We start from the raw sequence: 16,790 nt of genomic DNA, 5'->3' as shown, positions 1-16,790 counted from the left end.
TCTAGGCCTGCTGCGGGGTTTCACACTATCGGACGGTGACCCTGCCACAACCGGCTTAAACCCGGTTCAAGAAGATGCCTACAATTGTAACGATCGGCGCAAATCCCTTTCCCGGGCGCGTTTTTTCCGCACCTGTACAGTCGTCTTTCGCGGCCGGAAAACCGATCTCCACAGCCCATACACAATATTTAGCCGATTAGGGATTTGGCGCCACTATCGCTTGACGGCAAAAGCCGAGTCAGACTAGCTTTTCCCTCGTCGTCGAGAGCCCTTTCGGGCGTTGCGGCACGAGTACGGCAAGTTCCTGTGATTTCTGGGGTTTTCAGGCCGACCTGCGGGTTTTCCACCCGCCGCCGGCAGGGGATTTTGCGTGCCTTGTCAAGGGCCGCTTCCGGAGTGACAAAGGATTTGCCTTTCAAACCCTGTTAACACTATATTTAGTGTTTCGAGGCGGCATAAGACACTAGATAACCGATCGGCGAATCGGGTTTAAGCAGGCTTCAAACAGAGATGCGGGCGCCGGGTTTTGGGGACCGGGCAACGGGTCCGGCACGTCCGGACGCGGCCTGAAGACAAGCGAATTGAAAGAGGCAAATCGATGCGGATCGAGCGGCGTTACACGTCCAAGGGGCGTTCTCCCTATGCGGACATTGAGTTCCGGACCACCACCAGCGAGATCCGGAATCCGGATGGCTCGATCGTCTTCCGTCTGGCCGACATCGAGGTGCCTGCGGCGTGGTCGCAGGTCGCCAGCGACATCATCGCCCAGAAATATTTCCGCAAGGCCGGCGTGCCTGCGCGCCTGAAGCGGGTCGAGGAAAACACCGTCCCGTCCTGGCTGTGGCGCTCCGAGGCCGACGCCGAGGCGCTCGCCGAACTGCCCGAGGCCGAGCGCGCCGGCTCTGAAATCTCCGCCAAGCAGGTGTTCGACCGACTTGCCGGCACCTGGACCTACTGGGGCTGGCAGGGCGGCTATTTCGACGGCGAGGACGACGCCCGCGCCTTCTTCGACGAAATCCGCTTCATGCTGGCGACCCAGAAGGTGGCGCCGAACTCGCCGCAATGGTTCAACACCGGCCTGCACTGGGCCTACGGCATCGACGGCCCGAGCCAGGGCCACCACTATGTCGACTTCCGCACCGGCGAGCTGACCCGCTCCCTGACCGCCTACGAGCATCCCCAGCCGCACGCCTGCTTCATCCAGTCGATCGGCGATGATCTCGTCAACAGCGGCGGCATCATGGATTTGTGGGTGCGCGAGGCGCGCCTGTTCAAATACGGCTCCGGCACCGGCACCAACTTCTCCGCCCTTCGCGGCGAAGGCGAGCCGCTGTCCGGCGGCGGCCGCTCCTCCGGCCTGATGAGCTTCCTGAAGATCGGCGACCGCGCCGCCGGCGCCATCAAGTCGGGCGGCACCACCCGCCGCGCCGCCAAGATGGTGGTCTGCGACATCGACCATCCGGACATCGAGAAATTCGTCAACTGGAAGGTCAAGGAAGAGCAGAAGGTCGCCGCCCTCGTCACCGGCTCCAAGATCTGCAACCGGCACCTCAACGCCATCATGAAGGCCTGCATCAACTGCCAGGGCCCCGGCGACGACTGCTTCGATCCGGCCAAGAACCCGGCATTGAAGCGCGAAATCCGCGCCGCCAAGCGCGCCGGCGTGCCGGAGAACTACATCCGCCGGGTGATCCAGTTCGCCCGCCAGGGCTACACCTCGATCCAGTTCGACACCTATGACACCGACTGGGATTCGGAGGCCTACCTGACGGTTTCCGGCCAGAACTCCAACAACACGGTGCGCGTCACCGACGAGTTCCTGGAAGCCGCCCAGAACGGCGACGACTGGAACCTGATCCGCCGCACCAATGGCGACGTCGCCAAGACCCTCAACGCTTCGGACCTGTGGGAAGACATCGGCCACGCCGCCTGGGCCTCGGCCGATCCGGGCATCCAGTTCCACACCACCATCAACGACTGGCACACCTGCCCGGCCGGCGGCGAAATCCGCGCCTCCAATCCGTGCTCGGAGTACATGTTCCTCGACGATACGGCCTGCAATCTCGCTTCGCTGAACCTCATGCAGTTCCGCGATCAGGCGAAGCGCTTCGACGTCGTCTCCTTCGAGCATGCCGTCCGGCTGTGGACCGTCGTCCTGGAAATCTCCGTCCTGATGGCGCAGTTCCCGTCCGAGCGCATCGCCGAACTCTCCTACCAGTACCGCACGCTCGGCCTCGGCTTTGCCAATATCGGCGGCCTCCTGATGTCCTCGGCGATCCCCTACGACAGCGACGAGGGCCGCGCCATTGCCGGCTCCATCTCCGCGCTGATGACCGGCGTTTCCTACGCCACCAGCGCCGAAATGGCGGGCGAGCTCGGCGCCTTCCCGCAATACGAGCCGAACCGCGAGGCGATGCTGAAGGTGATCCGCAATCACCGCCGCGCCGCCCACGGCATGGTCGAGGGCTATGAAGGCCTCAACACGCCGCCGGTGCCGCTGGAGCACGACGCCTGCCCGGACCGCCGTCTGGTCGACGCGGCCTGCCAGGCCTGGGACCGGGCGCTCGCGCTCGGCGAGGAGCACGGCTACCGCAACGCCCAGGCGACGGTCATCGCGCCGACCGGCACCATCGGCCTCGTCATGGACTGCGACACCACCGGCATCGAACCGGACTTCGCCCTCGTCAAGTTCAAGAAGCTGGCCGGCGGCGGCTACTTCAAGATCATCAACCGGGCGGTTCCCGAGGCCCTTGCCACCCTCGGCTACGGCGAGGCCGACATCCGCGCCATCGTCGACTATGCGGTCGGCCGCGGCACGCTTGCCGGTGCGCCCGGCGTCAACCACGAGACGCTGAAGGCCAAGGGCTTCACCGAGGACGCCATCAAGACCGTGGAGGGCTCCCTCGCCTCGGCCTTCGACATCAAGTTCTGCTTCAACAAGTGGACGCTGACGGAGACCTTCTGCGTGGAGACCCTCGGCCTCGATGCCGCCTCCCTCGACGATCCCGGCTTCGACCTGCTGGCCGCCATCGGCTTTTCCAGGGCCGACATCGACGCCGCCAATGTCTATTGCTGCGGGGCGATGACGCTGGAAGGCGCGCCGAACCTGAAGGAAGACGACCTTGCCGTCTTCGACTGCGCCAATCCCTGCGGCCGCATCGGCAAGCGCTACCTGTCGGTGGAAAGCCACATCCGCATGATGGCGGCCTCCCAGCCGTTCATCTCCGGCGCCATCTCCAAGACCATCAACATGCCGAACGACGCCACCGTCGCCGACTGCAAGAGCGCCTACGAGCTGTCCTGGCGGCTGGCCCTTAAGGCGAACGCCCTCTACCGCGACGGCTCCAAGCTGTCGCAGCCGCTGAATTCCCAGCTCCTTGCCGAGGACGAGGACGATGCGGAGGACGCGGCAGAGGCGATGGTCGCCTCCGAGCCGGCCAATGCCCGCGCGGCGGCCGTGGCCGAACGGATCGTGGAGCGGATCGTGGAGCGCCACATCCGCGACCGCGAAAAGCTCCCCGACCGGCGCAAGGGCTACACCCAGAAGGCGATCGTCGGCGGCCACAAGGTCTACCTCAGGACCGGCGAGTACAATGACGGGCGCATCGGCGAGATCTTCATCGACATGCACAAGGAAGGCGCCGCCTTCCGGTCGCTGATGAACAACTTCGCCATCGCCATCTCGCTCGGCCTGCAATACGGCGTGCCGCTGGAGGAATATGTCGACGCCTTCACCTTCACCCGCTTCGAGCCGGCGGGCCTGGTGCAGGGCAACGAGGCGATCAAGAACGCCACCTCGATCCTCGACTACGTGTTCCGCGAGCTGGCCGTCTCCTATCTCGGCCGCCACGACCTTGCCCATGTGGACCCGAACGACATCGGCTCCACGGCGATGGGTTCCGGCGTTGCCGAAGGAAAGCCTGCTGAGAACGTCGTCTCCAAGGGGCTGGTGCGCGGCCGCACCGAGCGCTTCCGGGTGCTCTCCGGCTCCGGCGACCCGAAGGGCGAGGCCGGCGGCGGCACGACGGCTTCGGGCAGCAACGTGACCAGCCTGAAGAGCTCCGCGTCGACGACGGCGGCCTCCGGCCAGGCCGCGGCCACCGCGTTCAAGCGCGACCTGCAGGAGGAGCTTGAGGCCGAACTCAGCGCCGACGAGGCCCCCATGGAAGCCGAGACCGCGCCGAAGGCCGACCAGATCGCCCTTGCCCGCCTCAAGGGCTATGAGGGCGAGGCCTGCGGCGAATGCGGCAACTTCACCATGGTCCGCAACGGCACCTGCCTGAAATGCGACACCTGCGGCGCCACCAGCGGCTGCAGCTAAGGAACAGCCAGCCGCCGGCACCAACGCCGGCGGCCCTTTCCGGCGAAGACGCACCTCCCGGTGCGTCCAGACTAGGCGGCCCCAGGGCCGCCTTTTTGTTTTGAGGACCGCCATGCTGTGTCGAAATCCGGCCCACGGCGCCGGACGAAGCTGCACGAAGACGCCGCCACCTGCGCGCCCGTGCCGAAGCTCATTTCCGGACAGAATGTCACTACCAAGTTTCCCTAATAGCAACGCTGGAAAGGATGACCGAAGCAGGGGGAACTGATTGAATGCGACACCGGAGAGGACGCATGATGATAAATAGATTTATTTTGTTTTTCGCGACTTTAGCCGTTGCCGCCTGCGCCAAATCCCCAGAAAGTATTTCTCCCGCCTATGTGAGCGATCTAAAGTACCGCGATTATACCTGCGAGCAACTTAACGAAGAAGATATACGTCTGACCGACGCCTATACCGTTGCCGCCAAGCAGCAGGAGAAAGCGAGATCCAACGATACGGTCGGGGTAATCCTTATTGGTCTTCCGGTCTCGTCGCTTTCAGGCGACAACATCGCCCCCGAAATCGCGCGCCTGAAGGGTGAGCGACAAGCGGTGCAGCAAGCCATCATTGCAAAGAACTGCTCCTCCTGACTGCACTGGTCGCCCAAAGAGGAGCCTGAACGGACCAACGTCCTGAAATCATGTTGGGCGTGACGCAGGGGGCGCCGAGCAGCGACGCCCCTCCCCCAACGGCGCTTCGCCGATGTCCTGCCGATCCTTTTTCCGAGCGAGCCGTGCCGCGCCGGCCGGTGCGACTTCGCTCTATCCGCTGCGAAAGTCGCGAGCTGCCACAAACTGGAATATGCGCACCATCGCGAGCGTGTCGAGCTCGCAATAGGTCAAAAGCGCCTGCCGCAGGTGTTCGCGCCTTGCCGGGTCGCTCTCACCGAGCATCTTTTCCCAGCCATCCATCGCCGCAGTGCCGTCGGCGATCTCCATTCCCTCATAGCTCAATTCCGGAATGACGACCGGCAAGACCTTCTTGATCGAGGTCGAGCCATTGAACCGGATATCGACGTAGCCCGTCTTGAAAACATCCCTCAGATCGACGGTCCGGTCGACGACACCCAGTAGAAATGCCCTCTTCTCCGGAAAGGCTTTCGCCATGCGCTCGTTTTGTCCGTTCTCGAACCGCTTGTTCCAGACGATCACGGATCCTGCCGCGCCGACTGCCTGTTCCAGGGCTTCCACCAGAGGAAGCGGCCGTTGCGGCCGGTCGGCCAGATACTCGACATGATCGAGCCGGCCGTCGTCGTGAAGCACGTGCAACGAGAACTGAAACGGCAGCGGCTCGTGCGGCGCCATTCCGTTCATGATCGGAACTGCCGATGCGTAGGTCTCGTAGTCGAGGAAATGGAGCGGATACTCCAACACATCGAGGAAGTTATCGATGTCGGCCAGATCCACATAAGGATTCTCGACATTGTGGGCGTGGAGGACCGGTTTTTGCAGCCGCGTGACTTCCCCGGGCTCGATCTGATCGAGGCCGAACCGCCCCTCGGCCACGAAGGTCGCCCGTTTTGATGCGGATAAGTTCGGAAGGGAGTAGATCGAGAATTCCGGCACGGCCGGATTGAAATAGTCGAAGCTTTCGCAGTGATGCGCACGGGATAGGGCCAGACAACTACAGGAGCTTTCGTCGATCGAGGGCTCACGGAGCAGCGCCAATGCCCCGGCGATTTCCAGCTCCGTCTCTTTCAAAAGGCCTTTGACCGGCTCTGTCGCGTCGGCGAAAGCAAGAAGGCCCTGCGGGTCGATCTCTCCATCGCGCACATAGTCCTTGTTCAGGTGAACGATAAAGACGTTTCTGACGTCGTGCCCTGCCTTTCCCGCCGCAATCGTCTGGAAGGCCGCATCCTTCAGGTGATCGTGAGCTGTGTCGCCCTTCACGCTCGTCGACGACTTGACCTCGAAGATATCGACGCTGCCGTCCTCGTTTTTCCGGAGCATGTCGACGCGGGCATAAAGACCGTCTTCCGTCTCGAAAACGGTCTGGAATGAGAAGCGCCCGGAATCCGGTCGGCCCTCGACCAGTTGCCGCGCATAACCTTCCACCAGATAGCCTTCCGCGGCGAGCTTTCCCGGGTATTCGGAGGAATCGTCCTCGGGATAGGCGTCCGGCTTGTGCTGCTTGAGCCAGAGGGACTTCGGGCAATTGAGATACTGAATGAAATCCGACTTCGACAACATTGCGCCGCCCACAGCTCTCCGAAAAAACCACCCTACCGGGCAATTGATCGAGATTTCAATTATTGATCTAATTGGGCGACCGAAAAGGGATACAGGGTATTTCGAATTGGGGCCGGTGCATGGGAAAAAACATCGTCATTTGTTGCGACGGCACGGGAAACCAGATCGAAGAAAATCTGTCGAATGTCCTGAAATTGTTTCGCGTTTGCCGCAAGAACGATGCCCAGCGCGTCTATTACAATGCCGGCGTGGGAACGGTCGGCTCGAGCGACGCCTGGGCGCGTTACCGTCAGAACGTCAAATCGGTGTTCGAACTGGCGACCGGCCACGGCCTCGACGACGACGTGCTCGGCCCCTACGACTTCCTGTGCCGCAACTACGAAAAAGGCGACCAGATCTTCCTGTTCGGCTTCAGCCGGGGTGCCTACACGGTCCGCGTGCTTGCCGCCTTCGTCCACGTCGTCGGACTGCTCCCCGTCGACCAGCTCAACATCGCGAACTATGCCTTTCGCGCCTTCAAGCAAACGAGCAAGGAAGGCGAATTCACCATTTCCTGGCATTTTGCCAAGATCGCGGGAAGCAACACGCGTGTTCGCATCAAGTTCCTCGGCATCTGGGATACGGTGTCGTCGATCATCACTCCCCGGCCCGATCGCCTGGTCCCGCAACTCCAGATGCTGGTCCACACGCGGACCAATCCGAGTGTCGAAATCGTCCGCCACGCCATGGCGATCGACGAAAGACGGGCGATGTTCCGCCTCAATCGATGGATCGAACCGCAACCCTTCAAACGCAACCCGTTCGACAAAAAGGCCCCTGCAACCCTCCAGGACATCAAACAGGTCTGGTTCGCCGGCTGCCATTCGGACGTCGGCGGCGGTTATCCGGAGGCGGAAAGCGGGCTGGCGAAGTTCCCCCTCGACTGGATGCTGCGCGAAGCCAAGGCCAGCGGCCTCAGCGTCAATACTCCGATGTGGAACCACATCGTCCTCGGCAAGCCGCGAATGGGCGCAAAGACCGTCTACGTCAGGCCCGACCACAAGGCCAGGGCCCACGACTCGCTCACATGGGGCTGGCAGCCGCTCGAATACGTGCCGAAAGACGCAAAGTGGATGGAATGGCCGCGACGGCGGTTGGGAGGCCTTTATCTGCCGCTTGCCGAGCCGCGCATGATCGACAACGACGCGGTCGTCCCCCGCATCCACAAATCCGTTGTCGACCGGCGGAGCGACACCGACTACGACCCGGTGAACTTCCCCAAGAAATATGAAATCGAGGCGTGATGGGGGAGCCGCTCAGGAACCTCAAAAGGCAAGATAACCCCTCACCCCAGCAGCCCTTCCGCGATCTCGCGCCACTCCTCGTCCAGCGCACCGGAATATACCGGCCGGCCGGCGCGGCGGTACCAGTAGCCGGCGTTCCAGGTGTCGCCCTCGTCGCGGTGCAGCCAGGCGTGGACCCAGGCCGCGTCGCGCCCGTCGTCGTCCTGAACGATCTCGTGCGCCGTCGTCCATTCGCCCCGTCCCGCATGCCACAGGCCGAGGAGCGCCGGTGACAGGCCGGCCGGCGGCGTGCCGGCGTCAAGCGTGGCTGCGAATTCGTCGACCGTCATCACATTCATCCCCTTGTCTTTGCATCGTCGGGCCCGGAAACGACACCTGTCGCATCATGGTCCTATGGGGTGCTGCTCCGCGACGAGAGCGTCGGCCTGAAGCGCCCCCAATCTGCTCCCGAACGGACCCACCGGCAATCGCAGTGCAAGCGGCCCGGTCACGCCGGAACGGCCTTTCTTGCGATGTCTTCGCACGGCCGCATGCCCGGGCGCGAAAAACCCCTGACGGCGCCTCTTTTTCGCCGCCATTTCGCCATTGGCAACGCCAAAAACTTGCCTAATAATCCCGCACCGTTTCTCGAACCCTTCAGGTGGTTTTCCATGCTTCGAAAGACTGCGCTCGTTGCCATGATCCTTACCGGGACGACGCTGCCGGCGCTGGCCGGTCAGATGCCCGACTTCTTCAACAAGACATACGCCACCGATCCCGCCGCGTGCAAAGACCAGGCGGCGCGGGAGGAGTCCGGCGCCCTCGTGCTCGACAAGACCGGCATCTTTGGTACCGAGTTCGGCTGCACCTACCGCGACTTCTGGGGCGGCAAGGACGGTACGGTGACCGTGCTGGTCTCCTGCGGCGACGATTCGGGCATCACCCGCCCGGACATGCTGTCCGTCATCCGCGAACAGAACGGCGAGTTGCGGGTGCAGTCGCAGAACGAGTTCGTCATGGGCGAGGTCGCCCTCAGCCTGACGCCGGTGCCGGAAAACGACGGCGAGCAGACCGACGACCAGGCCGACGAGGTGGTGCCGAACTTCGAATACATCACCGGCACCTACACGCCCTGCGACGCCGCCGCCAAAGCGCAGTAGCGCCGACGCCGCCGGCCCGACCTTTCCGCGGAATCAAGACGCCGCGCGAGCCGATCCGGCCGCGCGGCGTTTTTGTTTTCCGGTGAATTTTTGAGGCGCGGGCGCTCAGCCCCACCACTTCTGCGGCCGCAGGCGCCCGGCGGCATCCTCGATGACCTGGCCGGCGCGGAACAGCGTCGCCTCGTCGAACGGGCGGCCGATGAGCTGCAGGCCGAGCGGCAGGCCGGAGGCGTCGAGCCCACCGGGGACGGAAATGCCCGGCAGACCGGCCATGTTCACGGTGACGGTAAAAATGTCCTGCAGGTACATCTCAACCGGCGAGGCATTGTCCATGGCCCCGACGGCAAAGGCCGCGGACGGGGTTGCCGGGGCCAGGATCGCATCGACGCCGGCGGCAAAGACGTCCTCGAAGTCCTTCTTGATCAGCGTTCGGACCTTCTGCGCCTTCAGGTAGTAGGCGTCGTAATAGCCGGCCGAGAGCACATAAGTGCCGATCAGGATGCGCCGTTTGACCTCGGCGCCGAAGCCGGCGGACCGAGTCTTTTCATACTGCTCGATGATCTCGTCGGACGGCACCCGGAGGCCGTAGCGCACGCCGTCATAGCGGGCAAGGTTCGACGAGGCCTCGGCCGGCGCCACGATGTAATAGGCAGCCAGCGCATATTTCGTGTGCGGCAGCGAGATGTCGACGATCTCCGCCCCGGCATCCTTCAGCCAGTCGCGGCCCTTCGCCCACAGGGTCTCGATCTCCGCCGGCATGCCCTCGACCCGGTATTCCTTGGGAATGCCGATCTTCATGCCCTTGACCGACTGGCCGATCGCCGCCTCGTAGTCCGGCACCTCGATATCGACCGAAGTGGTGTCTTTGGCGTCGACGGAGGCCATCGACTTCAGCATCATCGCCGCATCGCGCACGGTGTGGGTGATCGGCCCGGCCTGGTCGAGCGAGGAGGCAAAGGCAACGATGCCCCAGCGCGAGCAGCGGCCATAGGTCGGCTTGATGCCGACCGTGCCGGTCAGCGAGGCCGGCTGGCGGATAGAGCCGCCGGTGTCGGTTGCGGTTGCCGCCGCGCAAAGGTTCGCCGCGACGGCCGCCGCCGAGCCGCCCGACGAGCCGCCGGGCACGAGGTCGGCGTTGCTCTCGCGCGACTTCCACGGGCTGACGACCGGGCCGTAATAGCTGGTCTCGTTGGAGGAACCCATGGCGAACTCGTCCATGTTGAGCTTGCCGAGCATCACCGCACCGTCGTTCCACAGGTTCGCCGTGACGGTGGATTCATAGGGCGGCTTGAAGCCGTCGAGGATGTGGCTGCCGGCCTGGGAGTGGACGCCCCTGGTGCAGTAGAGGTCCTTGACGCCGACCGGCACGCCCTCCAGCGGCCGGACCTCGCCGGTGGCGATCCGCGCGTCCGACGCGATCGCCATCTCGCGGGCCTCATCGGGCGTCACCGCCACATAGGCATTGAAGCGCCCGTTGAAGGCGTCAATCGCCGCAAGGTAGGCGTCGGTCAGTTCCAGGGCGGAGAAATCCTTGGCGGCAAGGCCGTCGCGGATTTCGGAAACGGTCAGCTCCGTCAGATCGGTCATCGGCTTACTCCACGACCTTCGGCACGACGAAGAAATGGTCTTCCGTCTCCGGCGCGTTGGCGACCACGTCGTCGGGATAGCCGCCGTCGGTGACGCCGTCCGCCCGCTTCTTCATGGTGACGGCGACGACAGAGGTCATCGGCTCGACGCCGGTCACGTCGACCTCGTCGAGCTGCTCCACGAAACCGAGAATGGCGTTGAGCTCGCCGGTCATCTTCTCGGCCTCTTCCTCGGTGACGGCGATCCGCGCCAGGTGCGCGACGCGTTTGACGGTGGCGGTATCGACGGACATGGATGCTCCAAAAGAGATGGCGGGCGCGAGGCAACGGGAGGCGCGCCCGAAACGGTCGTTCACACGGGTCCCTCACACCGGGCTATAGCACCGGGGCAAAAACCCCCGCAAGAACCGGCATGCCGCGGTGCCTACTGGTTGCCCGGATAGTTCGGGCTTTCGCGGGTGATAGTGACGTCGTGGGCGTGGCTTTCCCGGTGACCGGCGGACGAGATCCTGACGAACCGGGCCTTTTCCCGGAACGAGGCCAGATCCGGCGCGCCGACATAGCCCATCGCCGCCCGAAGGCCGCCGGCGAGCTGGTGCAGCACGCTGCCGAGCGGGCCCTTGTAGGGCACCTGGCCCTCGATGCCCTCCGGCACCAGCTTCAGGCTGTCGCGCACCTCGGCCTGGAAATAGCGGTCGGCCGAGCCGCGCGCCATGGCGCCGACGGAGCCCATGCCGCGATAGGATTTGTAGCTGCGGCCCTGGTAGAGATAGACCTCGCCGGGGCTTTCGTCGGTGCCGGCCAGCAGCGAGCCGACCATGGCGCAGGACGCACCGGCGGCGAGCGCCTTGGCCAGGTCGCCGGAAAACTTGATGCCGCCATCGGCAACGACCGGAATGTCGGCGGCATCCGCCACTTCGACCGCATCCATGATTGCGGTGAGCTGCGGCACGCCAACGCCGGCAACGACGCGGGTGGTGCAGATCGAGCCCGGCCCGATGCCGATCTTCACCGCATCCGCCCCGGCATCGATCATCGCCTTGACGCCGTCGCCCGTCGCGACATTGCCGGCGACCACCTGGACCCGGTTGGACAGCGCCTTGGTGCGGCCGATGGAATCGAGCACCTTCTGGGAGTGGCCGTGCGCCGTGTCGATGACGATGAGGTCGACGCCGGCATCGATCAGCCGTTCCGAGCGGGTATAGCCGTCGTCGCCGACGGTGGTCGCCGCCGCCGCGCGCAGCCGGCCCTGGTCGTCCTTGCAGGCGTTCGGGTGGAGCTGCGACTTCTCGATGTCCTTGACGGTGATCAGGCCGATGCAGTTGCGGTCGTCGTCGACGACGAGGAGCTTCTCGATGCGGTGCTGGTGCAGGAGCCGCTTGGCTTCCTCGTGGCGGACGTTCTCGCTGACCGTGATCAGGTGCTCCCGCGTCATCAGCTCATAGACCTTCTGGCCCATGTCCGAGGCAAAGCGCACGTCGCGGTTGGTGAGGATGCCGACGAGACGGCCGACATGCTGGCCGCCGGTGCCGCCGTTCTCCACCACCGGAATGCCGGAAATGCCGTAGCGCTCCTTCAGCGCCAGCGCGTCGGCGAGCGTTGCGTCCGGGCCGATGACCACGGGATTGACGACCATGCCGGATTCGAACTTCTTGACCTGGCGGACCTCTTCGGCCTGCTGTTCCGGCGTCATGTTGCGGTGGATGACGCCAAGGCCGCCGGCCTGGGCCATGGCGATGGCGAGCCGCGATTCCGTCACGGTGTCCATGGCGGCGGACAGGATCGGCAGGTTGAGCTCGATGGTGGCGGTCAGCCGCGTCTTCACATCGACCTGGCCCGGCATCACTTCCGAGTGGCCCGGCAACAGGAGGACGTCATCAAAGGTCAGCGCTTCCCGGCTGCCCGCGGGTTCGTAGAATGTCGGCATGAGCCAGCTCCCGAAGTGTTGGATCGAAGGGCCGGGAAAGCGCTCCGAATGGCATCCTTCGCAGCACGGTCGGCCAGCCCTTGGGCTGGCTGGCGACTCGGCAACTCCGGAAAGGATTGGCGCCGGTCATTACCATGCGGACGGGCCGGTGAAAAGCGCGGTATACGGGCTTTCTGCGGCTTTTCCATGAAGCCGCGAACAAGCGCGCCGGCGGCTTGACATTTCGGGGCCGCTCGCCGGTGATGGCCGCAGGGTTTTTGACGTCTTGAATGGGACCAGCCGACCATGAGCGAGCCGAAAATCGCCGTCGTCACCGCCGCCGGCAGCGGCATGGGCGCCGACATCGCCCGCACCCTTGCTGCCAGGGGCTATACCGTCGCCGTCTCCTCGTCGTCGGACAAGGCCGAAAAGCTCGGTGCCGAACTCGGCGGTTTCGGCATGATCGCCGACAATCTCGACCACGATGCCTGCACCGATTTCATCGACGCGGTCGTTCAGCGCTACGGGCGCATCGACGCCCTCGTCAACAGCGCCGGCCACGGGCCCAAGGGTCCGGTCGCGGAACTGACCGACTATGACTGGGTGCGCGGCATGGAGGTCTATTTCCTGGCGATCGTCCGCTTCATCCGGCTGGCGACACCGCACCTGGAAAAGACCAGGGGCGCCATCGTCAACATCACCGGCTTCTCATCGGTCGAGCCGGAAGCCGCCTTTCCGACCTCATCGGTGTTTCGCGCCGCGCTCGCCAATTTCGTCAAGCTCTACGCCGACCAGCACGCGGCCAAGGGCATCCGCATCAACAACGTGCTGCCGGGCTTCATGGAGTCCCTGGAGCCGAAAGACGCGATCCTCAACCGCATCCCGATGGCGCGCTACGGCCGGTTCACGGAGATCTCCGAGACGGCGGCATTCCTGCTCTCGGACGGCGCCGGCTACATCACCGGCCAGAATATCCGGGTCGACGGCGGCTTCACCCATTCGACGTGAGGAACGTCGGTCGGACATCAAGCCAGACAGATGCCCGCATCGACGCTGGAGCGCCTGGCAAGGCAGGACTGGATTGCCGCGTCGGCCTTACGGCCTCCTCACAATGACGTTGAAATTCTTGGGAAAACCGTCATTGCGAGCGCAGCGAAGCAATCCAGAAACAGCCTCCGTGACGCGCCCCGGCATAACGTCGGGACAAGGACAAAAGCCCGCGGCTCTCCGCTCCGCTACGGCCGGGGTGACGGCAGAGTTGGAGCCAATGCCGGAGAATAGGACCGGAATCGTAGCCTATTCCCCCTCGCCCCGGAATCCCCGCGCCAGCACATAGAGTTCCGCCGAATCCTGCCGGCTCGCCGCCGGCTTGACGTGGCCGACGGACGAAAAATCGCGCTTCAGGGCGGCGAGCAGGGTGTGCTCGGTGCCGCCGCGCAGGACCTTGGCGAGGAAATGTCCGCCGGGCGCCAGCACCTCGCGGGCGAACTCGTGCGCCACCTCGCACAGATGCATGATCTGCAAATGGTCGGTCTTACGGTGGCCGGTGGCGTGGGCCGCCATGTCGGAGAGGACGAGATCGGCCGGGTGCCCGCCGAGCGCGGCCTTGAGGGCGTCCGGCGCGTCGTCGTCCAGAAAATCCTTCTTCATGAAGATAACGCCCGGCACCGGCTCCATGTCGAGGAGGTCGATGGCGACGACCAGCGGGTCGGTATCCGTCGATCCGACCTTGTCGGCCGCGACCTGCGACCAGCCGCCGGGCGCGGCGCCGAGGTCGACGACCCGGGCGCCCGGCTTCAGGAGCGAGTAACGCTCGTCGATCTCGATCAGCTTGAAGGCCGCGCGCGAGCGGAACCCTTCGATCTTGGCGCGCTGTACGTAAGGGTCGTTGAGCTGGCGCTCCAGCCAGCGGCGCGAGGATTCGGTCCGCTTCCTGTTGGCGCGCACCTTGGTGTGGATGTTGCGGCCGCCCCCACTGCCACTGCCAGTACCGCCGCTTCGCCTGCCGCTCATGACGGACCTCCCCGGTTGCGCTGGCGCCGTTGCTGGCGTCGCCGCCGCCAGACGCCGTCGGCGGCCATCAGTTCCACGAGGATGCCCTCGCGCAGTCCCCGGTCGGCAACGCGCAGGCGCGGACAGGGCCAGCGCCGGCGGATCGCCTCCAGGATGGCACAGCCGGCCAGCACCAGATCGGCTCGGTCGGCGCCGATGCACGGATTCGCCACCCGCTCGTCATAGCTCATGGAGGCGACCCGCGTGATCATCGCGCCGAGATCGTCCTCGTCGAGCCAGACGCCGTCGACCCGGCGCCGGTCGTAGCGCTCAAGGCCGAGATAGACGCCGGCAAGCGTCGTCACCGTGCCCGACGTGCCGAGCATGTGGACCTGCCGGCCGGCGATGATCTTGGTGAGGAGCGCGGCCTCGGCGAAATGGTCGAGATGGGTGTCGACGTCGGCGACCATGTCCTCAAAGACGGCGCGCGAGACATGCACCCCGCCATGACGCTCCGACAGGGTGACGACGCCAAGCGGCATCGACGTCCAGGAGCGGATGAAGCGGGTCAGCGCGACACCGCGCTCGCGCGAGCGGCCACGCAGGTCGAGCCAGACGAGTTCCGAGGAGCCGCCGCCGATATCGAACAGGACGACGCCGGCGGCCTGCGGATCGACCAGCGTCGAACAGCCGGCAACCGCAAGCCGCGCCTCGGTTTCGCGGCTGACGATCTCCAGCGTCAGGCCGGTCTCGCCATGGACGCGCTCCAGGAACGCCTCGCCGTTGAGGGCCGCCCGGCAGGCCTCTGTGGCGATCAGCCGGACCCGCTCCACGCCGCGGTCCGTCAGCTTCTTGCGGCACACATGCAGCGCCTCGATCGCCCGCTCCATGGCGTTGTCGCTGAGCGTGCCCGTGCGCTGGACGCCCTCGCCGAGCCGGACGATGCGCGAGAACGCATCGACGACCCTGAACCCGCGCTCCTGGGGTTCGGCAACGAGCAGCCGGCAGTTGTTGGTGCCGAGATCAAGGGCAGCATAAAGGGCGCGCTTGCCATTGCCGGAAGGCGGCCGCGAGCCGCCGTGACCATATCTCGGCCGCCCGGCATCCGGCGCCTTTTCGGGAAAGGGGGGATCGGCGGGCGGCACGGGGTCGGCGGCGGCAATGACCACCGGTTCTTCGGGTCCCGGCAGGTCCGGCACCGGCCCCGGGTCCTTCAGGACGGGAGCAACGACGGGCTCTTCCGCCGCGCTTTCCTCGCGGGCCCGCGCCTGCTCCTGACTGAGGGCCTCCTTCAGGCGCCGCCTTGCGCGGTTGCGCCGCCGGCGGCGCTTTCCGCCGGTCCCGGAAGACGCGACGCCGTCCGGGCCGCCATGTCGGGGCTGGTCAACGGCGTTGCCCGGCCCATTGGCAGGATCGATGCCGGAAGCATCGCCCCCCGCAGCAGCGCTCGTCGACGCGTTCGCCGCGGCCGGTCCGTTCTCAGTGTCTTGGAATTGGTTCTGCCGGGGCTGGTCAGGCCGGGAGTGCTGCATCGCGCGCGCAGCCTCTCCCGCCGGCACAGCCGACGCCCCCTGCCCGGTCCCATGCGCCGCCTTGCCACGCCTTCTCTTGCGGCGGCGATGCTTGCGCCCCGGTTCAGCGCCGGCTCCGCCGGCTGCCTCGGCCTTGCCGCACGCGAGATCGTTCACGCCGATCCGCGCGCCGTCACCGGGCCTATCCCGATCCGCCGGCGGCGGACCGTCACCCGTGTCACTCAATTTTATCCTCTCGCGTCACCGACCGCGCGAGAGACCGCGCGCGGCGACGCCGATATTTCCCGTTGCCGACAAGTGTAGCAGGCAAAGGACAGGGTGCAAGCATTCGCCGCGCCGAAACTGACCGGGCGGAATGCGTCTTGCCCACGATGGACGATTGAGTGCCGGCGGATTGTCGAGCGCGCGGACGGCAGCCGTCAGGCCTTGCGGCCCCAGTAGCGCAGGCCGATCTGGGCCGTCTCGGACAGGAACAGAGCCGGAATGACGATCTCGGCGATCGACCAGAACTGCGGCGGCAGCGCCGCAACGTTCCAATCGAAGAAAAAGATGCTGTCGAGGACGCCTGCGGCGTACCACAGGCCGAGCGGCACGGCGAAGAGAAACCGCCCGAGCCGGGTCGCCGACCAGAAATACCCGCTCTCGGCAAGGGCGAGATCGCGCTGGGCTTCCAGCTTGCCGATGCGGATATCGGCAGCGATTCGCTCCGCATCGTTGGCGGCGTCGAGCTTTGCCCGATAGGCCTCGATCAGCCGGTCGGCGACGCCGCCGGTGAGCCAGGAGAGGACCAGCTTCAGCAT

Annotated in this window: 13 protein-coding genes; 5 read left to right on the top strand and 8 right to left on the bottom strand. The window is 65.2% G+C overall.

Annotation, left to right across the window (positions count from 1 at the left end; all coding sequences use genetic code 11):
• Positions 1 to 598 precede the first annotated feature (598 nt).
• Positions 599 to 4,321, top strand: a complete 3,723-nt coding sequence (locus tag M2319_RS08655; protein ID WP_264601062.1) for a vitamin B12-dependent ribonucleotide reductase — start codon at positions 599 to 601, stop codon at positions 4,319 to 4,321.
• Between the two features lie 293 nt (positions 4,322 to 4,614).
• Positions 4,615 to 4,953, top strand: coding sequence for a hypothetical protein (locus M2319_RS08650; RefSeq protein ID WP_264601061.1), 339 nt, complete (start codon positions 4,615 to 4,617; stop codon positions 4,951 to 4,953).
• A 171-nt stretch (positions 4,954 to 5,124) separates the two neighbouring features.
• Here M2319_RS08650 and M2319_RS08645 read toward each other — a convergent pair whose 3' ends face one another.
• Positions 5,125 to 6,552, bottom strand: a complete 1,428-nt coding sequence (locus M2319_RS08645) for a DUF2779 domain-containing protein (protein ID WP_264601060.1) — start codon at positions 6,550 to 6,552, stop codon at positions 5,125 to 5,127.
• A gap of 119 nt (positions 6,553 to 6,671) precedes the next feature.
• On the opposite strand from M2319_RS08645, the gene M2319_RS08640 reads away from it, so the two are divergent.
• Positions 6,672 to 7,835: a DUF2235 domain-containing protein gene (locus tag M2319_RS08640; RefSeq protein WP_264601059.1), complete on the top strand. Its 1,164-nt coding sequence runs from the start codon at positions 6,672 to 6,674 to the stop codon at positions 7,833 to 7,835.
• A gap of 41 nt (positions 7,836 to 7,876) precedes the next feature.
• On the opposite strand, the gene M2319_RS08635 is transcribed toward M2319_RS08640, so the two are convergent.
• The gene (locus tag M2319_RS08635; RefSeq protein WP_264601058.1) at positions 7,877 to 8,164 is read right to left on the bottom strand and encodes a hypothetical protein; all 288 of its coding nucleotides are present in this window, start codon (positions 8,162 to 8,164) and stop codon (positions 7,877 to 7,879) included.
• 321 nt (positions 8,165 to 8,485) lie between these two features.
• Between M2319_RS08635 and M2319_RS08630 the strand changes: the two genes are divergently transcribed.
• Positions 8,486 to 8,974 carry a hypothetical protein gene (locus M2319_RS08630; RefSeq protein WP_264601057.1) on the top strand — a complete coding sequence of 163 codons (489 nt, stop codon included), beginning with the start codon at positions 8,486 to 8,488 and terminating at the stop codon, positions 8,972 to 8,974.
• Positions 8,975 to 9,079: 105 nt separating this feature from the next.
• Here M2319_RS08630 and gatA read toward each other — a convergent pair whose 3' ends face one another.
• The 3 genes from gatA to guaB form a co-directional block, all read right to left on the bottom strand.
• The gene (gene gatA, locus M2319_RS08625; RefSeq protein ID WP_264601056.1) at positions 9,080 to 10,561 is read right to left on the bottom strand and encodes an Asp-tRNA(Asn)/Glu-tRNA(Gln) amidotransferase subunit GatA; all 1,482 of its coding nucleotides are present in this window, start codon (positions 10,559 to 10,561) and stop codon (positions 9,080 to 9,082) included.
• Between the two features lie 4 nt (positions 10,562 to 10,565).
• Positions 10,566 to 10,853: an Asp-tRNA(Asn)/Glu-tRNA(Gln) amidotransferase subunit GatC gene (gene gatC, locus M2319_RS08620; RefSeq protein ID WP_264601055.1), complete on the bottom strand. Its 288-nt coding sequence runs from the start codon at positions 10,851 to 10,853 to the stop codon at positions 10,566 to 10,568.
• Positions 10,854 to 10,984: 131 nt separating this feature from the next.
• Entirely contained in the window at positions 10,985 to 12,487 is a 1,503-nt protein-coding gene (gene guaB / locus M2319_RS08615; protein ID WP_264601054.1) for an IMP dehydrogenase, read from the bottom strand.
• Positions 12,488 to 12,772: 285 nt separating this feature from the next.
• Here guaB and M2319_RS08610 point away from each other — a divergent pair, with 285 nt between their 5' ends.
• Entirely contained in the window at positions 12,773 to 13,474 is a 702-nt protein-coding gene (locus tag M2319_RS08610) for an SDR family oxidoreductase (protein WP_264601053.1), read from the top strand.
• A 288-nt stretch (positions 13,475 to 13,762) separates the two neighbouring features.
• Here M2319_RS08610 and M2319_RS08605 read toward each other — a convergent pair whose 3' ends face one another.
• The 3 genes from M2319_RS08605 to M2319_RS08595 all read right to left on the bottom strand — a co-directional run bounded on the left by M2319_RS08605 (position 13,763) and on the right by M2319_RS08595 (position 16,790).
• Positions 13,763 to 14,479, bottom strand: coding sequence for an RlmE family RNA methyltransferase (locus M2319_RS08605; RefSeq protein WP_264601052.1), 717 nt, complete (start codon positions 14,477 to 14,479; stop codon positions 13,763 to 13,765).
• On the bottom strand, positions 14,476 to 15,657 hold the full coding sequence (locus tag M2319_RS08600; RefSeq protein ID WP_454557347.1) for a Ppx/GppA phosphatase family protein: 1,182 nt from the start codon (positions 15,655 to 15,657) through the stop codon (positions 14,476 to 14,478). Before M2319_RS08600 ends, M2319_RS08605 begins: the two co-directional genes overlap by 4 nt.
• Before the next feature lie 752 nt (positions 15,658 to 16,409).
• Positions 16,410 to 16,790, bottom strand: a complete 381-nt coding sequence (locus tag M2319_RS08595; protein ID WP_264601050.1) for a hypothetical protein — start codon at positions 16,788 to 16,790, stop codon at positions 16,410 to 16,412.

This window comes from Rhodobium gokarnense, from assembly GCF_025961475.1.
Taxonomy (GTDB): Bacteria; Pseudomonadota; Alphaproteobacteria; order Rhizobiales; family Rhodobiaceae; genus Rhodobium; species Rhodobium gokarnense.
The sequence above is the reverse complement of the archived record's forward strand: the minus strand, read 5'-3'. Positions and strand labels throughout refer to the sequence as shown.

What these genes read in the sequence shown, in the direction of transcription:
- M2319_RS08655 (WP_264601062.1), top strand. Translation starts at nt 599, where the DNA reads ATGCGGATCGAGCGGCGTTACACGTCCAAGGGGCGTTCTCCCTATGCG.
- M2319_RS08650 (WP_264601061.1), top strand. Translation starts at nt 4,615, where the DNA reads ATGATGATAAATAGATTTATTTTGTTTTTCGCGACTTTAGCCGTTGCC.
- M2319_RS08645 (WP_264601060.1), bottom strand. Translation starts at nt 6,552, where the DNA reads ATGTTGTCGAAGTCGGATTTCATTCAGTATCTCAATTGCCCGAAGTCC.
- M2319_RS08640 (WP_264601059.1), top strand. Translation starts at nt 6,672, where the DNA reads ATGGGAAAAAACATCGTCATTTGTTGCGACGGCACGGGAAACCAGATC.
- M2319_RS08635 (WP_264601058.1), bottom strand. Translation starts at nt 8,164, where the DNA reads ATGACGGTCGACGAATTCGCAGCCACGCTTGACGCCGGCACGCCGCCG.
- M2319_RS08630 (WP_264601057.1), top strand. Translation starts at nt 8,486, where the DNA reads ATGCTTCGAAAGACTGCGCTCGTTGCCATGATCCTTACCGGGACGACG.
- gatA (WP_264601056.1), bottom strand. Translation starts at nt 10,561, where the DNA reads ATGACCGATCTGACGGAGCTGACCGTTTCCGAAATCCGCGACGGCCTT.
- gatC (WP_264601055.1), bottom strand. Translation starts at nt 10,853, where the DNA reads ATGTCCGTCGATACCGCCACCGTCAAACGCGTCGCGCACCTGGCGCGG.
- guaB (WP_264601054.1), bottom strand. Translation starts at nt 12,487, where the DNA reads ATGCCGACATTCTACGAACCCGCGGGCAGCCGGGAAGCGCTGACCTTT.
- M2319_RS08610 (WP_264601053.1), top strand. Translation starts at nt 12,773, where the DNA reads ATGAGCGAGCCGAAAATCGCCGTCGTCACCGCCGCCGGCAGCGGCATG.
- M2319_RS08605 (WP_264601052.1), bottom strand. Translation starts at nt 14,479, where the DNA reads ATGAGCGGCAGGCGAAGCGGCGGTACTGGCAGTGGCAGTGGGGGCGGC.
- M2319_RS08595 (WP_264601050.1), bottom strand. Translation starts at nt 16,790, where the DNA reads ATGCTGAAGCTGGTCCTCTCCTGGCTCACCGGCGGCGTCGCCGACCGG.